The sequence below is a fragment of the Leeuwenhoekiella sp. CH_XMU1409-2 genome, from assembly GCF_037029365.1.
GTDB lineage: Bacteria > Bacteroidota > Bacteroidia > Flavobacteriales > Flavobacteriaceae > Leeuwenhoekiella > Leeuwenhoekiella blandensis.
Genome location: NZ_JAYMEI010000009.1, coordinates 13,684 through 31,088 on the forward strand (window position 1 = coordinate 13,684; position 17,405 = coordinate 31,088).

At 43.9% G+C, this 17,405-nt stretch carries 8 protein-coding genes; 3 read left to right on the forward strand and 5 right to left on the reverse strand.

Features of this window, described 5'->3' with window-relative positions; all coding sequences use genetic code 11:
* Nucleotides 1-2: 2 nt before the first annotated feature.
* The 3 genes from WA338_RS10945 (at nucleotide 3) to WA338_RS10955 (ending at nucleotide 4,989) form a co-directional block, all read left to right on the forward strand.
* A complete protein-coding gene (locus tag WA338_RS10945) occupies nucleotides 3-2,969 on the forward strand; it encodes a glycoside hydrolase family 2 protein (RefSeq protein ID WP_009781053.1) in 2,967 nt (988 codons plus the stop codon).
* On the forward strand, nucleotides 2,956-3,900 hold the full coding sequence (locus WA338_RS10950) for an alpha/beta hydrolase (protein ID WP_336093334.1): 945 nt from the start codon (nucleotides 2,956-2,958) through the stop codon (nucleotides 3,898-3,900). Before WA338_RS10945 ends, WA338_RS10950 begins: the two co-directional genes overlap by 14 nt.
* A 147-nt stretch (nucleotides 3,901-4,047) precedes the next feature.
* Entirely contained in the window at nucleotides 4,048-4,989 is a 942-nt protein-coding gene (locus tag WA338_RS10955; protein ID WP_273017051.1) for a glycoside hydrolase family 43 protein, read from the forward strand.
* A 605-nt stretch (nucleotides 4,990-5,594) separates the two neighbouring features.
* Here the strand turns inward: WA338_RS10955 and WA338_RS10960 are convergent.
* Genes WA338_RS10960 through WA338_RS10980 form a run of 5 tightly spaced genes read right to left on the reverse strand, consistent with a single transcriptional unit; the run spans nucleotide 5,595 to nucleotide 17,266 of the window.
* Nucleotides 5,595-7,748 (reverse strand): hypothetical protein, encoded by a 2,154-nt coding sequence (locus WA338_RS10960; protein WP_336093336.1) that lies wholly within the window; start codon nucleotides 7,746-7,748, stop codon nucleotides 5,595-5,597.
* 4 nt (nucleotides 7,749-7,752) lie between these two features.
* Nucleotides 7,753-11,400 (reverse strand): DUF4450 domain-containing protein, encoded by a 3,648-nt coding sequence (locus WA338_RS10965; RefSeq protein ID WP_273017048.1) that lies wholly within the window; start codon nucleotides 11,398-11,400, stop codon nucleotides 7,753-7,755.
* Nucleotides 11,401-11,405: 5 nt separating this feature from the next.
* Nucleotides 11,406-13,277: a rhamnogalacturonan lyase gene (locus tag WA338_RS10970; protein WP_009781048.1), complete on the reverse strand. Its 1,872-nt coding sequence runs from the start codon at nucleotides 13,275-13,277 to the stop codon at nucleotides 11,406-11,408.
* 10 nt (nucleotides 13,278-13,287) lie between these two features.
* On the reverse strand, nucleotides 13,288-15,804 hold the full coding sequence (locus tag WA338_RS10975) for a glycosyl hydrolase 115 family protein (RefSeq protein WP_336093339.1): 2,517 nt from the start codon (nucleotides 15,802-15,804) through the stop codon (nucleotides 13,288-13,290).
* Nucleotides 15,791-17,266: a glycoside hydrolase family 28 protein gene (locus WA338_RS10980; protein WP_009781046.1), complete on the reverse strand. Its 1,476-nt coding sequence runs from the start codon at nucleotides 17,264-17,266 to the stop codon at nucleotides 15,791-15,793. The genes WA338_RS10975 and WA338_RS10980 overlap by 14 nt, the downstream gene beginning before the upstream one ends.
* Nucleotides 17,267-17,405 lie beyond the last annotated feature (139 nt).

Genomic DNA, 17,405 nt, shown 5'->3' on the forward strand with positions numbered 1-17,405 from the left:
TTATGTTTAAAAAAATAAAAACTATACTTGTTTTAATCGGCTTTGTACTTACACTACAAAGCCTTTTTGCACAACGTCAAACCTATAATTTTAATAGCGATTGGCAGTTTAAAACCGGGGAGATCGAAGGTGCGGAAGCTACCACTTTTGATACCCAAGGATGGACGCAGGTGACGCTGCCACACGCCTATAATCAAGAGGAAGCTTTTTTAAAAGCTATAGATGAACATAGTACGGGAATCGTATGGTACCGCAAGAATTTTATACTTCCGGAAGATGCTAAAGGGCAAAAGATCTTTTTAGAATTTGAAGGCATACGCCAAGGCGGAACCATTTATGTAAACGGAAAGCAAGTAGGATTGCACGAGAACGGCGTTATGGCGTTTGGTTTAGATGTTAGCGATATCGTTGTATTTGATGGTAAACCCAACAGCATCGCCTTGCGCATCGACAATGATTGGCATTACCGCCAGCGCAGTACCAATGCAACCTATCGTTGGAATAACATCAATTTTAATGCAAACTACGGCGGTATTCCTAAAAATGTATTCTTGCACGTAACCGATAAATTATATCAAACGCTTCCGCTGTATTCTAATCTAAAGACTACCGGAGTTTATGTCTACGCTACAGATTTTGATATTCCACAGGCAGCGGCTACGATTCACGTTGAATCTGAAGTAAAGAACGAATATGACACCCCTAAAACCTTTCAATATTCAGTAGCTGTTTTTGATTTGGATAATAAAAAGGTGGCCGAATTTTCCGGAGATGAAACCAAGCTTGCTCCGGGAGAACATACAATGGTTTCCGCAGCGCAACGCCTGGGAGATCTGAATTTCTGGAGTTGGGGGTATGGTTATTTGTACACTGTAAAATCCATGTTGAAAGTTGAGGGTAACGTCATTGATGAAGTCAGTACCAAAACCGGTTTTAGAAAAACCGAATTTAAAGAAGGAAAAGTTTATCTCAACGATCGCGTATTGCAAATGAAAGGCTATGCACAACGCACCAGCAACGAGTGGCCGGCGATCGGGATGTCTGTCCCTGCGTGGTTGAGTGATTTTAGCAATCGTATGATCGTCGAAGGCAACGGGAATCTCGTACGCTGGATGCACGTAACTCCTTGGAAACAGGATATCGAGTCTTGTGATCGCGTTGGGCTTATTCAGGCGATGCCCGCCGGAGATGCTGAAAAAGATTCTCAGGGAGACCACTGGAAACAGCGTACCAACCTGATGCGTGATGCCATTATTTATAATCGAAATAATCCCAGTATTGTTTTCTATGAGAGTGGTAATGATGCGATCAGCGAGCCGCATATGGCAGAGATGAAAAGTCTACGCGACACTTACGACCCGTATGGCGGGCGTGCCATCGGTTCGAGAGAGATGCTCGATAGCCGTGAAGCTGAATATGGTGGCGAGATGCTTTACATCAATAAAAGTGCACGAATCCCGATGTGGGCTACCGAGTACAGTCGCGATGAAGGTATGCGCAAATATTGGGATGAGTTTTCACCACCTTTTCACAAAGAAGGCGACGGACCTTTGTACAAAGGAGAGCCGGCAACATCTTACAATCACAATCAGGATCGCCACGCGATCGAAGATGTTATTCGCTGGCATGATTATTATGAAGCCCGCCCGGGAACCGGTCACCGCGTGAGTTCAGGGGGTGTGAATATTATTTTTTCAGACTCCAATACGCATTATCGCGGGGAACAAAATTACCGTACGAGTGGGGAAGTAGATCCTATGCGTATTCCTAAAGACGGCTTTTTTGCACATCAGGTGATGTGGAATGGCTGGGTAGATACAGAAGAGCACGGCACGCATATGCTGGGTCACTGGAATTATAAACCGGGTACGCAAAAAGATTTTTATGTGGTTTCTACCGGTGAAAAAGTAGAGCTTTTTATCAACGGAAAGTCTCAAGGCTTTGGTAAGAAAGCCTACAGTTTTCTGTTTACGTTTGAAGATCTAAGGTTTGAACCCGGAAATGTGAAAGCCGTGAGCTATGATGCCGAAGGAAGGATCCTGAGCACAGCAGAAAAGACCACCGCAGGAACACCACACAGCATACGATTGAAGCGTTTAGAAGCACAACTTCCATTTAAAGCCGATGGTGCAGATGTTGCGCTTTTTGAAGTGGAAGTGGTAGATAAAGACGGGCAGCGTTGTCCGCTTGATAATTCTAAGATCGAATTTGAACTGGATGGTCCGGCAACTTGGCTGGGCGGTATTGCAGACGGTCCTGATAATTATATTGAGTCGAAAGTGCTTCCGGTTGAAAATGGTGTAAATCGCGTGATGATTCAATCTACGACGCAGGCTGGAAGCATCAAGATCAAAGCGAAAGCATCCGGAATCAAAAATGCTTCAATAGAATTGGATTCCGAAGCATTTGAAACCCAAAACGGATTGGCAAGTGTATTACCCGGAGCAGATTTACCATCTTATCTCGACCGTGGTCCTACACCTAAAACGCCTTCTTTTTCGTGGAAACGTAAACCGGTGTTTATTCGTTCGGCACAAACCGCCAATGAAGAAGATGAACCGTACCTGAGTTATGATGATAATGAACTCACCGAATGGCGCAATGACGGTCAGGAAAAAACCGGTTGGATCACCTACACCTTAGCCAAAGAAGCCGAGGTTAATGAATGCGTGATTAAATTGACCGGTTGGCGCAGAAAAAAATATCCTTTACGTATTTTAGCAGGAGATGAGGTCCTCTTTGAGGGCGAGTCCTGGCAAAGTCTGGGGTATATCACCATTCCTCTGAAAACAGTAAAAACTGATGAGATCACGGTGCAGTTGGCCGGCGCTCAAAAGGAGGAAGATGGCTTTAATGATATTGTTGAGGTTGATCCCAATAAGGAACTTGATTTATTTAAAGACGATAAAGCGGCAGCAGCCAAAGGGCAGTTGCGTATTGTAGAAATAGAATTTTATGAAAAATTATAAATCCGTTTATTCGGTATTCGTATGGGCTTTAGGTTTTAGCTTTGTGAGTATGAACAGTCTTCACGCACAAAAGGAAGTCAAACTCTGGGAAAGCGGAGTTCCTAACAGTAAAATCGATGCAGCATATCAAGAAGTACAACACGCTGATAATGGGCAGGTTTATGGAGTAGATAAGGTTACCGATCCTACATTGACCATTTACGAGCCCGAAGCCGGCAAGGCCAACGGAACTGCCGTGGTCATTTGTCCGGGTGGTGGTTATGGACATCTCGCGATTGATAAAGAAGGCTACAAACTTGCTGCCTGGTTTGCAGAACAAGGCGTAACCGGTTTTGTATTAAAGTACAGACTCCCCAGCGATGCGATTATGGAAGATAAAAGCATAGGACCACTACAGGATGTACAGCGCGCCATTCGCTATGTGCGCGAGCAAGCCTCTACTTATGGTATCGATACTTCAAAAGTGGGAATCATGGGCTTTTCTGCCGGCGGGCATTTGGCCTCAACCGCTGCTACGCATTATGCTGATAAGGTTTATGACGCTGCGGAAGGCGTTTCAGCACGACCCGATTTTTCGGTGTTAATCTATCCGGTGATCAGTATGCAACGTGGGATTACACATCAGGGTTCAAAAGATAATTTATTAGGAAAAAAAGCTTCTCGAGGCGCTGTGTATGCGTATAGCGGCGAGTATCAGATAACGCCTGAAACTCCAATGGCTTTTCTGGCGCACGCCACCGATGATTATGCGGTTCCTGTAGAAAACAGCATTAACTACTACTTAGCGTTGAAAGATGCCGGAGTTCCTGCGGAAATACATTTGTATGAAGATGGCGGCCACGGTTTTGGGATGGGCCGCGCCCACACTGCCGATTCTTGGCCCGCTGCTTTGAGTTTATGGATGAAAAAGCATGACTTGATTGCTGAATAAAAGGCATCAATTAGTTTACGCTAGACATCTAGTTGTCAGGTCGAGCGCAGCCGAGACCTTATGATAATAAAACGAGATTAATAACCTCTCGACTGCGCTCGAGAGGACAATCTGCTTTGAACGAAACTAACTATACACATGTTACCTATGCTCAAAAACCTCTCTATTTGTCTAATACTAGCTTTAGCTTTCACCTCGTGTAAAGCTCAAGATCCAGCCTATATTTTTACCTATTTTAAAGGAAATGGAGAAGACGGTTTGCATTTAGCCTACAGTACCGATGCCTTACATTGGCAGTCGTTGAATGATGATCAATCGATTCTTACACCTGAAGTTGGCGAGCAGAAATTAATGCGCGATCCTGCGGTAATCAAAGGTGGCGACGGCGTCTATCATATGGTTTGGACCACCGGCTGGACTGAACGTGGAATTGGTTATGCTTCTTCTAATGATTTGATCAACTGGTCTGAGCAGCAGCTTATCCCGGTGATGCAACACGAGGAAACAGCACGTAATTGTTGGGCTCCGGAAATTACCTATGATGCACAAAACGATGAATATATGATCTACTGGGCGACCACCATCCCCGGATTATACCCTGAAACGCAATCTGAAAAAGATGCCGGTTACAATCACAGAATGTATTATACCATCACTAAAGATTTTAAAGCGTTTTCCAAGGCCAAAGTCTTGTACGAACCCGGTTTTAATTCGATAGACGCGACGATTCAATGGGATGGATCACAGTATGTGATGTTCTTAAAAGATGAAACCCGCGAACCTGCGCGTAAGAACTTAAAAGTAGCTACAGCACAAAATTTAACCGGACCTTATTCTGAAGCGAGCGCTCCCATTACCGGTAAGTATTGGGCAGAAGGTCCTACCGCCATTCAGAAGGATGGCAAGTGGTTGGTGTATTTTGATAAGTATACAGAGCATCAATATGGCGCTGTACAATCAACCGACTTAAAAAATTGGACTGATATTTCTGATCAAGTTTCTTTTCCTGATGGCATACGCCACGGTACTGCGATACAAGTTTCTACTGAAGAATTGAAAGCGATTCAGGAGGCGTTTCTCGATAAATGAGATTTATAAGTGTTAGCACGCGATGCAATCGCGCGCTAACATGTGGATAATTATTTAACGGAAGCTTTTTCTAATAAAATCCTTTATGCGTGAATTTAATTTTTTCTGGGGTCGTTTTCTATTGTTTAAAAACTTTAAGCCAATAATTCTTTCCTTTTATATTTTATTAAGTGGTTTGGGATATTTGTTTAGAAAGGATATTTATGAAATTTGGTTTACTGGTTTGTCTAAATGTTTTATTGTAGAAGGTGAAGGCTTGTCTTTATTCTTCACGTTATATTATTTTTACTTCACTAGCTCTTCAATCTTTATTCTTTATTCTCCCTTATTATTATTGGATAAAAAGTATAGAAACAATGGTAAGATTGTTCTAAATGTTTCTCTCAAACGAAAAAAAGATTTATCAAAAATATTGTTGAATACTCTTTTGATAGTGATCTTTCCTATTGCAGGTATTATAGCTATTTTTTTATGGTTATCATTTTACTATGTATGGAAACTATATTTCATTTTAATGCTTTTATCTTCGTTGATTATATTAATTGTTTTACCTGTAATTTTTTTGTACAAAATATTGCGAAAACGTTGATGGTTTTGAATTTTTATTAAAAAAAAGGCTCTAGCCCTTCCCATTTTACGTTCCAACTGCCGTCTTTTGGGAATCCGGGATTTTTAGTTTCGTTACCATCCCAACCGGCGCACATCATCGCCACAGCAGTAAGCAAACCGCCGTTACCGGGCATATACAGCGTTAAACGTTCTTCTTGATAGTTGTGACCATTTTTAAGATAGGTATTGGTTTGTGCATCCATAAATAAGGCATCTACAGCTTTTTCTGGCATACCTAAACGCGTAGCGGTCATCGCTGTCATCGGGAAATCCCATCCCCATGTGTCTTCCCAGGTCCATACCTCCCAAACTTTATTAAACGTATTGCGCATCGTGGCCTTGTTGAGTAAAGACGTTTCCGGGAGCATACCATAGGCTCCAAAAACCGAAGGGTGATCGGTCAAGAACTCGGGATTGGTGTAGGAATCTGTGGCGCTTTCCGTGGCCAAATAATAATCTTCCTGAACCGGCAAAGCCGAAAGCTTTTCCAGAACCTCTGTCCATTGTTTAGGAACCGGTTCGCCTGCGCGTTCTTTCCATGCTGAAGCGGTTTTGAGTGCCCAATTCCAATACGCGAGTTCGTAGGTTGGATTGAAGGTTTCGGTCTTTTCAAAACGTTCCTGTGCAGGAATTACCGGTGGGCCCAACACATAGCGATCATTTTCTTTATCATAATCGGGAAACGAAGCCATAAAATCTGCGGTAGCAAAAACGCGTTCTTTGTATTTGTTGAGCGTTGCTTTGCTAGAGTCTGCCCGGTAAAGCAGTTCGGCAAAGGTGATGAAATGCGGTTGTTGCCAAACCAGAAAAGCACCTACAGATGAAGGACCTTCTTCGCCATAAGGATCGGTCATTTTTTGCCAACGCGCACCTTTGAACCCTTGACGTTCTGCCAGGGCTTTGGCATTATCAAAAGCACTTTCATACCAGTTTAAGGTGTTTTTTAAATATTGAGGTCTGCCCCAAAGTGCGTAGTGCACCCCGTGCCACCAATGCATTTCCAGGTGCGGCTTTCCGTACCAACTGTTATACGTAAGTCCGGTTTCTTGCGGTGGCATTTTTCCTGCAGTTTGCGCTTTGGTCAAATATTGGGAGAGCACTACACGACGCTCGAGTTCGTTTGCTCGCGGATCGGCACTTCCTGAGAAATCTACGATTCCGCCATTAGACCAATAGCTTTCCCACGCTGTTGCGCTATTTTGAAAAATTGCTTCGGTAGCGTTCTTTCGTTTCGGTTCTGAATCTGTAAATGTGCAGGTTAATGCGATTTGGTCTCCTGTAGGTTCAACGAGAAAATAGTGTGCTTCCTTTTCAGAAACTGTAGCCGTTCCTTCCCAGTTTAAAGCGACGTTATAGTTCAGCGAATCCAATTGACGTTCGATCACGGCTGAAGTATCATCTTGTGCTGCTATACTGCTTGTATAGTACTCCGGATTCTCCCACTGGGTTCCATAATCGGTCCAGGCAGCTGTTGGAGCCGCAAAACGCAAGCGTATTTTAAGTTGGCCACTTGCAATTAAGGCTGAATTTACCTGAACGGCAATTACGTCACTGTTTGGAGCGCTGGCGGTTTTCACTTGCACAGGAATACCTTCAACAGCAAACGAACTGGTGAGCATTCCCGTCCATAAATCTAAGGTCTGATCAATGTCGCTGAGGTCTTCCGGTTTAACCGGAGTTCCGTCCTTTTTGGTGAGTTCAAACCCCAGATTTCCCAAATGTACCCGATGTGGGTTTGACCGAAAAAATTCAACGGCTTCCTTGGCGTGTTGCGGGGTTTTTATCTGCGTGGCATAGGAGACTTTTCTTCCGTTTTGATCATAGTCTTTTAAGGTTTCTTCAAAGGAATAGTCTTGATTGTTGGGTTTTGCATTCCATCCCCATTCAGACAAGGTTCCTAAAGTAATTCCTCTTTGATAATATTCAGGAAAGCTTTGCAGTCCCGTGACATCTGTTGTAAACGCAAAAGCACCGTTACCCACAGTTAATGAAGCAAGCGTATCTACTTCAGAAATGTGCACGTTGTGCCTGGTGACAACTGCTTTTCGGTCTATTGTGGTATTTTCGGTTTCCTCTGTATGTTGTTCCTTTTTGCATCCGATAAGGCATAAGGCCAAAACGATTGTGGTGATCCAGAATGTATTTTTCATCTTTTTATGGTTTCAATAATGTGATACTCATCAGCCCGATGATCACATCATTGGCCTGGGCTTCGAGCGTCAGTTTTTCTAATGTTTTTTGTGGATCCAGCGGAAGGTCGAGAATCGTCCCTGCGCCGCCATCGATTCCGTAATTGGTAAAGCCGTGAATGTTTGTATAGTCTTTAAAATCACGTGTGATCTCGCCGGTTTTAAAAATCACCCGAGGTGGTTTGGGCCCGCCGGTGGTGAAGGCATAACCGTCTGTATAATAATCCTGCTCGATAGGCCACCAGTTTTCCGGATTCTTCAGTTCTAAAATCGCGGTAGTTCCATCGGTATAGGTGACAGTTACTGTGCCATTTACCAGTTGGGTCTGCATCGGGTTGGTGGTTCCTGCCATCATAAAATAGGCGTGGGATGCCTTGCCTTTAAGCGGAATAGTGATCGAATCGGGATAGTTGTCCCATTTTGAGGTGAATGCGATATTGAGAGCATCTTCTTCTGAAGGAGTGAAGTGAAAAACCCATCTTAGTCCTTGAAATCCTCCAACTCCTGAGGCCTTGCGAAGTCCGGAATCGTCTAGGTGAATATCCTCAGCGACATTGGCGTAACACCAATTGCCAATGCCGGTAGTGGGAAGCTGCAGGGTAGGGGATTGGGGTCGCGGACTCAAATACTGCTGCTGAAATATTTCGTCTACACGTGCATTAAAAAAGCTACTGATGTTTGGCATCGTTTGCTGCTTTTTGCTGGAGTTTGGAATATCCCAATTGGTGAATTGGATGGTGTTAGGTCGCCCAGATTCCTCCCGTAGCTCAAGTTCATTGGTTCCGGGGATAAATTCAGAAAGAGGCAACATTAGGTCTGCAGTGCTGTTTGCTTCGATATCTAATACACGCTCCTTTCCTGAATTGATTTGATTGCTGCCGTTTAGTTCACGGGACTGGTTATTATGAATTGTGATTTTTAGACTGTCTTTTGTAACCCGCGTAGAAAGCAGGTTGAATCTAGGTTTCACTTCAATTTCTATCGGCTGCCACCACGTCACCTCGTTTTGTTTCAGCTTTACAAAAAACATTTTATGTCCCGTTTCAGAAGCGATCTGCCCGGTCAATTGATGCGCTGCAAGGTCTACTTTTGCCAAAACCTGCTGAGGATCTTTGAGTTCGAGTAGTTCAGCTTTATTTGATGTGAGTTCAAAAGCTGCTCCTTGCGCATAAAAAGCGTTGCTCTGAAGTCTTTCAGGCGTAGAGTCTTCAGTAGTGACCTGAATCGTATAGTTTTTATGAACCCCCGCCGGAATTAAAATTTTAGGCTTACCAATGGCTTCGGCTACGGGTTGATAATTTACCGGGTTTCCATTGACTAAAACCGCTTTAATAGCAGTGGTGTTAATGCTCAATTCCAGCTCCAGATCCACATCGGTTTTAAATTTATTAGTAATCGTATAGGTTGTGGTGTTTCCTGTTTTTTTAAAAGCAACATCTAGGTCAGGAAGATTGAGATTGGCGTGATCCCATTCTTCAGGAAAACCCGGCTTGATTTTCAGCTTATGCTCCAAAAGATTGGGTTGAATACCAAAAAGTCCTTCTACCAAGGCTCGCGAAGCCACCCCGATAGGGTCTGCAAAATCCCGATACAATTCCCCTCGAATCGCATCATAAAAGGATAACTGCTGAAAGCCACCGGGTGATGCACCTAAATACATACTCTCCACCAGCGCACTTTCAAAAAGTTTATAACCTGCTTCGGGATTTCCACCCTGCCATAAGGCCAGGGCAGTGTTGAGGTTTTCAGCAAGTGCTACATTGTTTACAGACCAAGTGTAGGGTTGCCAGTTTGTGGTGGGAACCAATTCGAGATCTTCGTGTGGAAGTCCGTCTGCTTGCACCGGAATATGTGGAATTTCCTTTTGAATATAATGTAAGGCTTGCTGCTGCTGAAATGTATCAGGCACCCTTTTATCGATGGCGTGATACACCGTCCAAATCCCGGGAGCTTTGTGAAGTAATTCATTGCCCAAAGCATCTTGGTATTCGGCATACACCCCTTGATCCGGAAGCCATAATTTTTGCTGAATGGCATTTTTTATCTTTTCCGCTTCATCTAAATAAGCTTGTGGATCTTTTCCTAAACGCGCCGCCAGCTTTGCTGCTAAAGTATTCGCACGATAATTATAAGCCGAAGTATAGGTAACCGCGCCTCCACTGTATTGCAGGGCGTCACTTGCCCAGATGGCCGCATAAGCATCATACAAACCATCATCGTTGGTGTCGTAGTTGCGCTTTTCCCAAGCCAAATGCCGTTCGATCACCGGAAAGATTTCCTCTAAAAACTCGGGATCGTCGTTCCAGTTGAAATAGGTAAGGAGCTGGTCTATAAAAACCAGATTCATATCATAGTGATGGGCGCGATCATTGCGGTTGGGGTGCCTGCTGATATAACCTTTACTGAACATTGCCGTACCCAAAACCTCTTTCTGTCGGGCAAAGTTACGACTGCTGTCAAGTACCACAGGTCCGCGTTCGGGTTCGAGCACTTGAGAATTTCCGTAGCTTTTAAAATGCGTTTTAGCGCGATCGTGCCAACCTAACACATCTGCATTGTAGGCCCCGCGCCATGCGTTGAGATGCATCCGCCAGGCTACGGCACCGTGTAAAAAAGCAGGATCTTCCCAGATGGCATCTGCCGCTGTAGCCAGTGTGCCACCTAAGGTATTGAGATATGGATCAGGAGTATTCAGTTTTATTCTGTTTGCTAAAGTGTCTGCTTTGAAGCTTGCTTTTTTAAAGGCTGAAGCACTGCTTAATACTTTATCAGAAGTATCGCCTGTCGTATGCTCAATGTTCCAATAATAGGTTTTCGCGGCTGATCTGTCGACCGTTCCATAAATGACAGGAAGAGAATCTAATGTAGCTCGTTGAAGAGTATTGGGATTTTGAATAGCGTGAGCACTGCCTAAATTCAGTTGTCCTTCAGGAACAGCGGCGGTCAGTGTTTTTTTATTGGTTTGACTTTTTGCATCCCAGTTGAACTGAAGGGTAAATCCGTTTTCTTTGAGATCATAAGAATTGTGCCGGGCATATTCCGGTTGTAGATAAAATACCGATTCCGGATCTGCACCGATATCACCATCACGATGAAATTTCTTTCCGCTGGCACCGCCAAAAAGCCAATGAAGACCAACAGCTTCGGGAATATTATGTTCTTCAACTTTTAAAAGAAATCCTTCTGTTTCTGCTGAAGCCAAAACCGTAAGTTTAAAAAAACCGTTGCCTAAGAGTGCATCATGGATTTCGTACTCCATCATTCCGGGAGTATATTTAGTTGTAATACTATCGGCTTCAGTGATCCATTTGGATTCTGTTTCTTTAGAAATTCCCAGTTTGAAATTTCCACCCATTCCGGGCAGGTACAATGCAAATTCCGGCAGGTCACCGGTTTCTACTCTAAAACCGGTATTGGTACCATACAGGGCACGATTGAATTTTCGAGAACCATTTACCAGGACAAAAGCGTTTCCTTCCGGTTTGTAATGAATTGTTCTGGATTTGTTATGCCAATATTCCTGTTTTTGCTGACCTAATCCCTTCCAGCTAATTCCTGCTAAAAACAGGATAAAGATTGGTTTAAGAAAGCGTGTTGTTTTATTGGCGTACATCTCGATCAGTCTATAGTTTCCGGAATCAATTTTATGTTTGGTTTTGGAGCTTTTTTCATTCCATAGCCCATATAAAAACCGGTGTGCGGCGGTTGATTGTATCCTACATTTTGCCAAGCGATGCTTAAGCGGTATTGCGGATCGTGCATCAAGGTATACATACGGTGCGTGGTCGGAATGGTGGTAGTGTAGATGCGCATCTCGTCACCCTCTTTACTTGGGAGGAGCAATTCTTCGCGCCAATCTCCAAGAATATCAGCACTTAAGGAAGGCGTTGCTTTACTCCCTCTTGACCACGTAGCACCATCGGCATTAAAGAGCATTCCTTTTCCATATTTTGCGATGTAAGTACGGTCTAAAAGTTCGCGGCTAAAATCGCCATCCCACCAGATCAGGAAGTTAGTAGCCCGTGGTGCTTTACCTATTACATTTCCTTTGATGTCGTGTAAGTCGCGCGAGCCCAGCCACCACATTTGCGCACCTACGCGGGTGGTGTCTATATTGGCTGCTACGCCGCGACCAATATCGCGATTGGGTTCGGCGGTGTATAAAACGGTTCCGTCTTTTATCGAAAAGAGGGCAATCCCAGGGCCTTTGGTACCGTCTTCGATCTCGTGTATTCCAAAACGTTCTAAGCCTGGAACATCGGGATCCAGATCGCTTACATGAATCGCGTCACCGTGTCTAAAACCGGTGGAATACATTCCTGTGCCATCATCATCAACAGCCATCGCGCCAAAGATGATCTCGTCTTTACCATCGGCATCAGCATCTGCAACCGAGAGGTTATGATTTCCTTGTCCTGAATACGGATTTTCCCGGTTTTCACTGTCAAATACCCAGCGCGAGGTGATCTCACCATTTTTAAAATCAAAAGCAGCAAGAACGGTACGACCATAATAGCCTCGTCCCATCACAAAACTTGGGTGAATCCCATCTAAATAGGCCACACAAGCGGTAAAGCGATCTACGCGATTTCCGGTATTGTCGTTTCCGCCGTTTCCGCCGTGACCACCCCACTTGCTGATGTCGCCACGGGGTGCGATATAATCGGTAGTGGCAAGTGCTTTCCCGGTTTGACCGTCAAAAACGGTTAGGTATTCCGGTCCTTTTAGGATCTTTCCGTAGGTTCTACTTTTTTCATCGGTATCGCGCCAGTCGGCTTCCGGATCTCCAATGACATTACCTAATGCATCAGTGGTGCCATCTGCTGTTTTGCAAACCATTTCGGCTTTACCATCGCTGTCAAAATCGTAGACCAAAAACTGTGTATAATGCGCTCCTTCCCGAATGTTTTTTCCAAGGTTTATTTCCCATAACAACTCGCCAGACAACTCGTAAGCCTGAAAAATAGGATCGTCTGTTAGTCCGCGATGGGAGTTGTCGTGTCCCATTCCCATTTGATGAATAACCAACTCGTATTGCCCGTCTCCGTCAAGGTCTGCGGTGCTGGCATCACCGGGAGCGTAGCCATCCGGAGTTTGAAGTGGAATACTTAAATAGGGTTTGTGCTCGGCATTTGCTTCAATACTGAATGCACCAGATTCTTTAGTTTCTTTTCCATCTAAAATAGAAGCGACATACCAGGTATTTTTCTTAGACCAATCGGCATTGGTATCTATAAAAAAAGTACTTCCAGAAATAGGTTTGGTATTCAATTGCTGGGGCATTTCGTCACCAGACTGGCGGTACAAGTTGAAGTTAAGTTCATCCGGGTCTGTACCTAAAACCCTCCAACTGATTACTGCAGATTGATCTTCTTGCGGAATCACTATAACGCCTCGATCAAGATTTTCCATCAGGCGCTGTGAGGTACAGCTGGTGTAGGTTAAAACGGATATTAAAAGCAACAGGTAGGGAGTGCATTTGATTTTCATAGTCAGTGCTTTATTGATTTGAAAAGGTATAGGGAATCTTTTGATTTGCTTGAGTTATGGTGAAATAATCCGGGAGCACGCCGGGATCAATAACAAAAAGCTTTAATTGATGTTTGCCGGCATTGAGTTCTTTCAGGTTTAATGAGGCGCGCGCCTGATTACGTAATACATTGATCTTCCAGGTTTCGCTTCTTCCGTGGGTTTCAAAATTAAGGATCTCTACCGGTAGATCATCCCATTGAACGCCAAGGCGTAACTTTTGCTCACCGGTAATCGGATGATTGGGAACAGCTGTTAGCGTAAGGGTTGCCTCTGCTATAGTTTGCTCCAGTTCCATGTCAAAGTGTAAGACCGGATTCTCTGTAAAAGCAGTAGCGGAGTAGGCGTTATGAGTAGCCGGTGCGAGTTGTAATGCGGTTTTAGAATATCCCAAACCGGTTAATTCCTGCGGAAAGCCTTCTTCAAAATTTTCTGCATTAGAAAAGTTAGCCAGTTTTCTTGAGATCACGGGTTTTGGATATTTTTGAACGGCTTCTTCATCAGCAAGTACGGCATCGGGTACTTTGTAAACCGGTAAACCGCGTGGCGCACTGTGCATCATACGATTCCATTTCCCACCAGCGATCTGGGTATTGTACTTTTTGGTAAGCTCCTGAATCTGCTGTTGTTTTAGCGCGATGGAATCCTGATAGTTTTGCGTTAGTTCTGGATGCTGTTTCGTATTGAAACTCGCTAAATCCCGATATAAATATTTCTGATTCATTGCTGAAGCGCCCAAAATAGGATAGGCCACAAGCTGAAACCAAGCGTCTTGCTGTGCATCTTCAATGGTATTGCTAAGCGTAGCAACCTCTTGTTCCAAGTGTTGATAGGCAGCACGTCGTTGTGGATTTTCTTCTTCTAAACTAAATGCTGTCAAATGTGTAGGACGTGTAGGTTCGGTTTGACTCCATCCCATAAACTCAGGTTTTCTGAGCCAGGCGAGGTCATAATAGGTTTCACGCAGGCTGCTAATTTCGGCTCCTAGATCACTTCCAAAGATTCCTTCATAGAAATCGGTCATATGCTGCTTATAGCTATCCGGTTTTCTAAAGGATTCGGGATCAAAAGCGAGATCCATAAAAAACTGCATATTGTATTCTGCAGGTTTAAGATCGCCCACATTAAGAATCCAGATCTTGTCTGCACCGGTGTCGTAGGCCTTGAGCATTTCTTCTCTAATAAGTGCCGGGTGTGTGGTGCTCAACCAGAGATAATCGTGCGGTCTTCCCCAATACGAAGCGTGATAATATACTCCGCTTCCGCCGCTGCGCTTGCGTTCTTCAGCGTTACTAAGTCGGCGGATGTAGCCGTAGTTGTCGTCGGTCCACATCAGGGTTATGTCTTCAGGAAGCTCCAGACCATATTCATAAACATCCAGCACTTCCTTATAAACGGTAAATACTTGTGGGATTTCCTCTGGATTCCCAACGTGCTTTTGTAAAAGTTTTCGCTGATCCTGAATGATTTGATTTAGGATATTAGCCGCGTCTTCCGTGCTTTTTGCGCCCGCCATTCCGCTGTCGTGAACGCCTCGCATTCCCACGGTGTAAATACCGTTGGCGTTTTGAGCTTCTTCTACGCGATCTTCCCAATACTTGAGCACTTTTTCTTTATTGCTGAAATAGTTAAAATCCCCCATCGTATCGTGATCCCATTCGTCAACATTGTTGCGTAGCATCGGCTCGGCGTGAGAAGAGCCTAAAACGATCTCATAGTTTTCGGCTATTTTTAGATTACCCGGATAGTGAAAAAAGGCTTTGGTGCTGGGGTGCATCGCCGGCCAAATCGCATTGGCTTTTAGGCGTAGCAATAACTCGAAGATCTTTGCGTAGGTTTTAGGTCCTATATCACCGGTTTCGGGTTCAAAGGTATGCTCAGCCCAAGGTTGCAACCCCCAATCTTCATCGTTAAGAAAAATACCACGGTATTTTACTTGTGGACTTTTAGACTGAAATGAACTGACTTCAAGTGTTAATTCTTCTTGCTTTTCAGGAACTACGTCAGCCCACCAGTACCAAGGAGAAACGCCAATTTTTTCTGAAATATCAAACACGCCGTAAGCGGTTCCTCGGGCATCTGCGCCTGCAATAACCAAAGCATTTTTGATTGGGCTACTTTTCGGTTTTACAAGTTTAAGGGTATAGCTTTCCCAAGCTTCTTGTTTTGGGGTGGTTGCTTCTGAAAAGCTTTGTATCAAATCAGAGGCTTGACTACCTATAACGATTGCGTTTCCAGATACCGAATTTATAGCAGTAGTTACCTGAGGCAAATATCCACTTACGCGTTCAATATCTTTTGCAAGTAAGTGTGCTGCAATAGAATCAAGTGCAACTCCGTCTTTATCATAAATAATACTTACTTTTTGACGTTCTGTTACCAGCTCAAAATGATTTGCAGCTTGAGAGCAGGCGGCAGTGAACTGAAAAATACAGAGGAAAAAAGCGAGGTAACTTAGAAAGTTCAATTTCATATTAATCTTCATCATTGGCGATGTATAGGGTATTAGGGAATTCAACGCCAGGTGCATTTTCTATTGTTAGCGTAGAACCATCGGCGATATTGAGACTCACATTGTCAAGGGTCCAATCTTTACTGTACGTTATTTGACCGGCTTCCTGTGCAGCAATATGTACATCAGTCAGTTGAATATTGCTTACTGTAGAAGTTTCCATTCCGTTCACGTAGATCGCGCGTTTGGCGCCTTGAACCTCGATGTTTGAAATGCTAATATCTTTAAACGTTGGGATTCCTTTTTCTGGAGGCGTAACTTCTTCGAGTAGGGTTTTCCAGCGTTTTGGGATGGAATCGTAATCATAGCCCTCCGGTAATTTAGAATAGCTGTACGAAGGATTCCAGTTCATCGAAACTTGCATAAAGGTCCCTACGCTATCCATCTTGATATTTTGCATATGAATGTCTTCTACGGTTCCGCCTCGGTTGGTTGCTGATTTTATTTTGAGTCCGGTTTTGGTTCCTTTTCCTTGAATATTGGAAACAAATACGTGCCGAATATCTCCACTTGTCTCACTACCTATGGTCGTTAAGCCAGACCCTGCAAGAGCGATACAATCTCTGATCACCACATATTCGGTAGGACGATCTACCCGAAGTCCGTCCCAATCGCGTCCTGCTTTTAGACAAAAGTTATCATCGTTGCAATCGATATCGCAGTTTTGAACTAAAATATATTTTGAACTGTCAATATCGATCCCATCGGTACTGGGGCCGTGACCGCCAATATTGTTTCGAATGGTCAAGCCGTCTACTGTAATGTGGTTGGAATAGAGTACTTGTACCGTCCAAAATCCGGCGCGCTGAATATTGAGGTCTTTTAGAAATACATTTTCAGCATTTTGAAGTAAGAAGGTACGTGGGCGTTTGGCATCATAATCTACGATCCAGCGTAAACCTTTGGGTTCATATTCTTCGCGTAAGTTCCAATAATAGTCCCAATAGACTTTTCCCTGGCCGTCCACCAGTCCTTCACCATCAATTGTAACGTTTTTTTGATCTAAAACGTTGATGAGTGCAGCAGGCCATTTCATTTCGATACCGGCAACGCGTGTATCGATCTCGGGGTAATCTTCAATAGACTCGCTACCCAAAATGGCTACACCTTCCGGAATATTAAAGTGTACATTTTCCTTAATAAAAATTGAACCGCTAAGATAAGTTCCCGGCTTGAACGTGACCGTGCCGCCTCCGTTTGCTGCTGCAGCGTCTATGGCTTGTTGAATAGCGGTGGTGGTTAATGCGCTCCCGTCTGCAATAGCATCGTAGTCATTTACATAGAAAACTTTTTCATTGAATTCAAGGTCATTCGCGCCCACTTGACTGATCCATTCCGGCTCAGAAGAGGTTGTTTCTGAAGTGTTATTTTCTGAAGTGTTTTTACAGCTTGCAGTAAGGAGTATGCTCAGCAAGAAAAATGTAGAAAAGTATCTCATGGAGTTCTGGTGAAATCGACAAAACAATATTAATAATCTTTATAGAAAACGTATCCTGTTCCTACCTGTTTTGTAATGGGTTATCAAAAAGAAATGGCCGCCACCTGCGAGATTGACGACCATTTACACACACAAATAA

Bases quoted from the DNA above. Each gene is read 5' to 3' on its own strand.
- WA338_RS10945 (WP_009781053.1), top strand. From the start codon at position 3: ATGTTTAAAAAAATAAAAACTATACTTGTTTTAATCGGCTTTGTACTT.
- WA338_RS10980 (WP_009781046.1), bottom strand. From the start codon at position 17,266: ATGAGATACTTTTCTACATTTTTCTTGCTGAGCATACTCCTTACTGCA.
- WA338_RS10960 (WP_336093336.1), bottom strand. From the start codon at position 7,748: ATGAAAAATACATTCTGGATCACCACAATCGTTTTGGCCTTATGCCTT.
- WA338_RS10955 (WP_273017051.1), top strand. From the start codon at position 4,048: ATGCTCAAAAACCTCTCTATTTGTCTAATACTAGCTTTAGCTTTCACC.
- WA338_RS10950 (WP_336093334.1), top strand. From the start codon at position 2,956: ATGAAAAATTATAAATCCGTTTATTCGGTATTCGTATGGGCTTTAGGT.
- WA338_RS10970 (WP_009781048.1), bottom strand. From the start codon at position 13,277: ATGAAAATCAAATGCACTCCCTACCTGTTGCTTTTAATATCCGTTTTA.
- WA338_RS10965 (WP_273017048.1), bottom strand. From the start codon at position 11,400: ATGTACGCCAATAAAACAACACGCTTTCTTAAACCAATCTTTATCCTG.
- WA338_RS10975 (WP_336093339.1), bottom strand. From the start codon at position 15,804: ATGATGAAGATTAATATGAAATTGAACTTTCTAAGTTACCTCGCTTTT.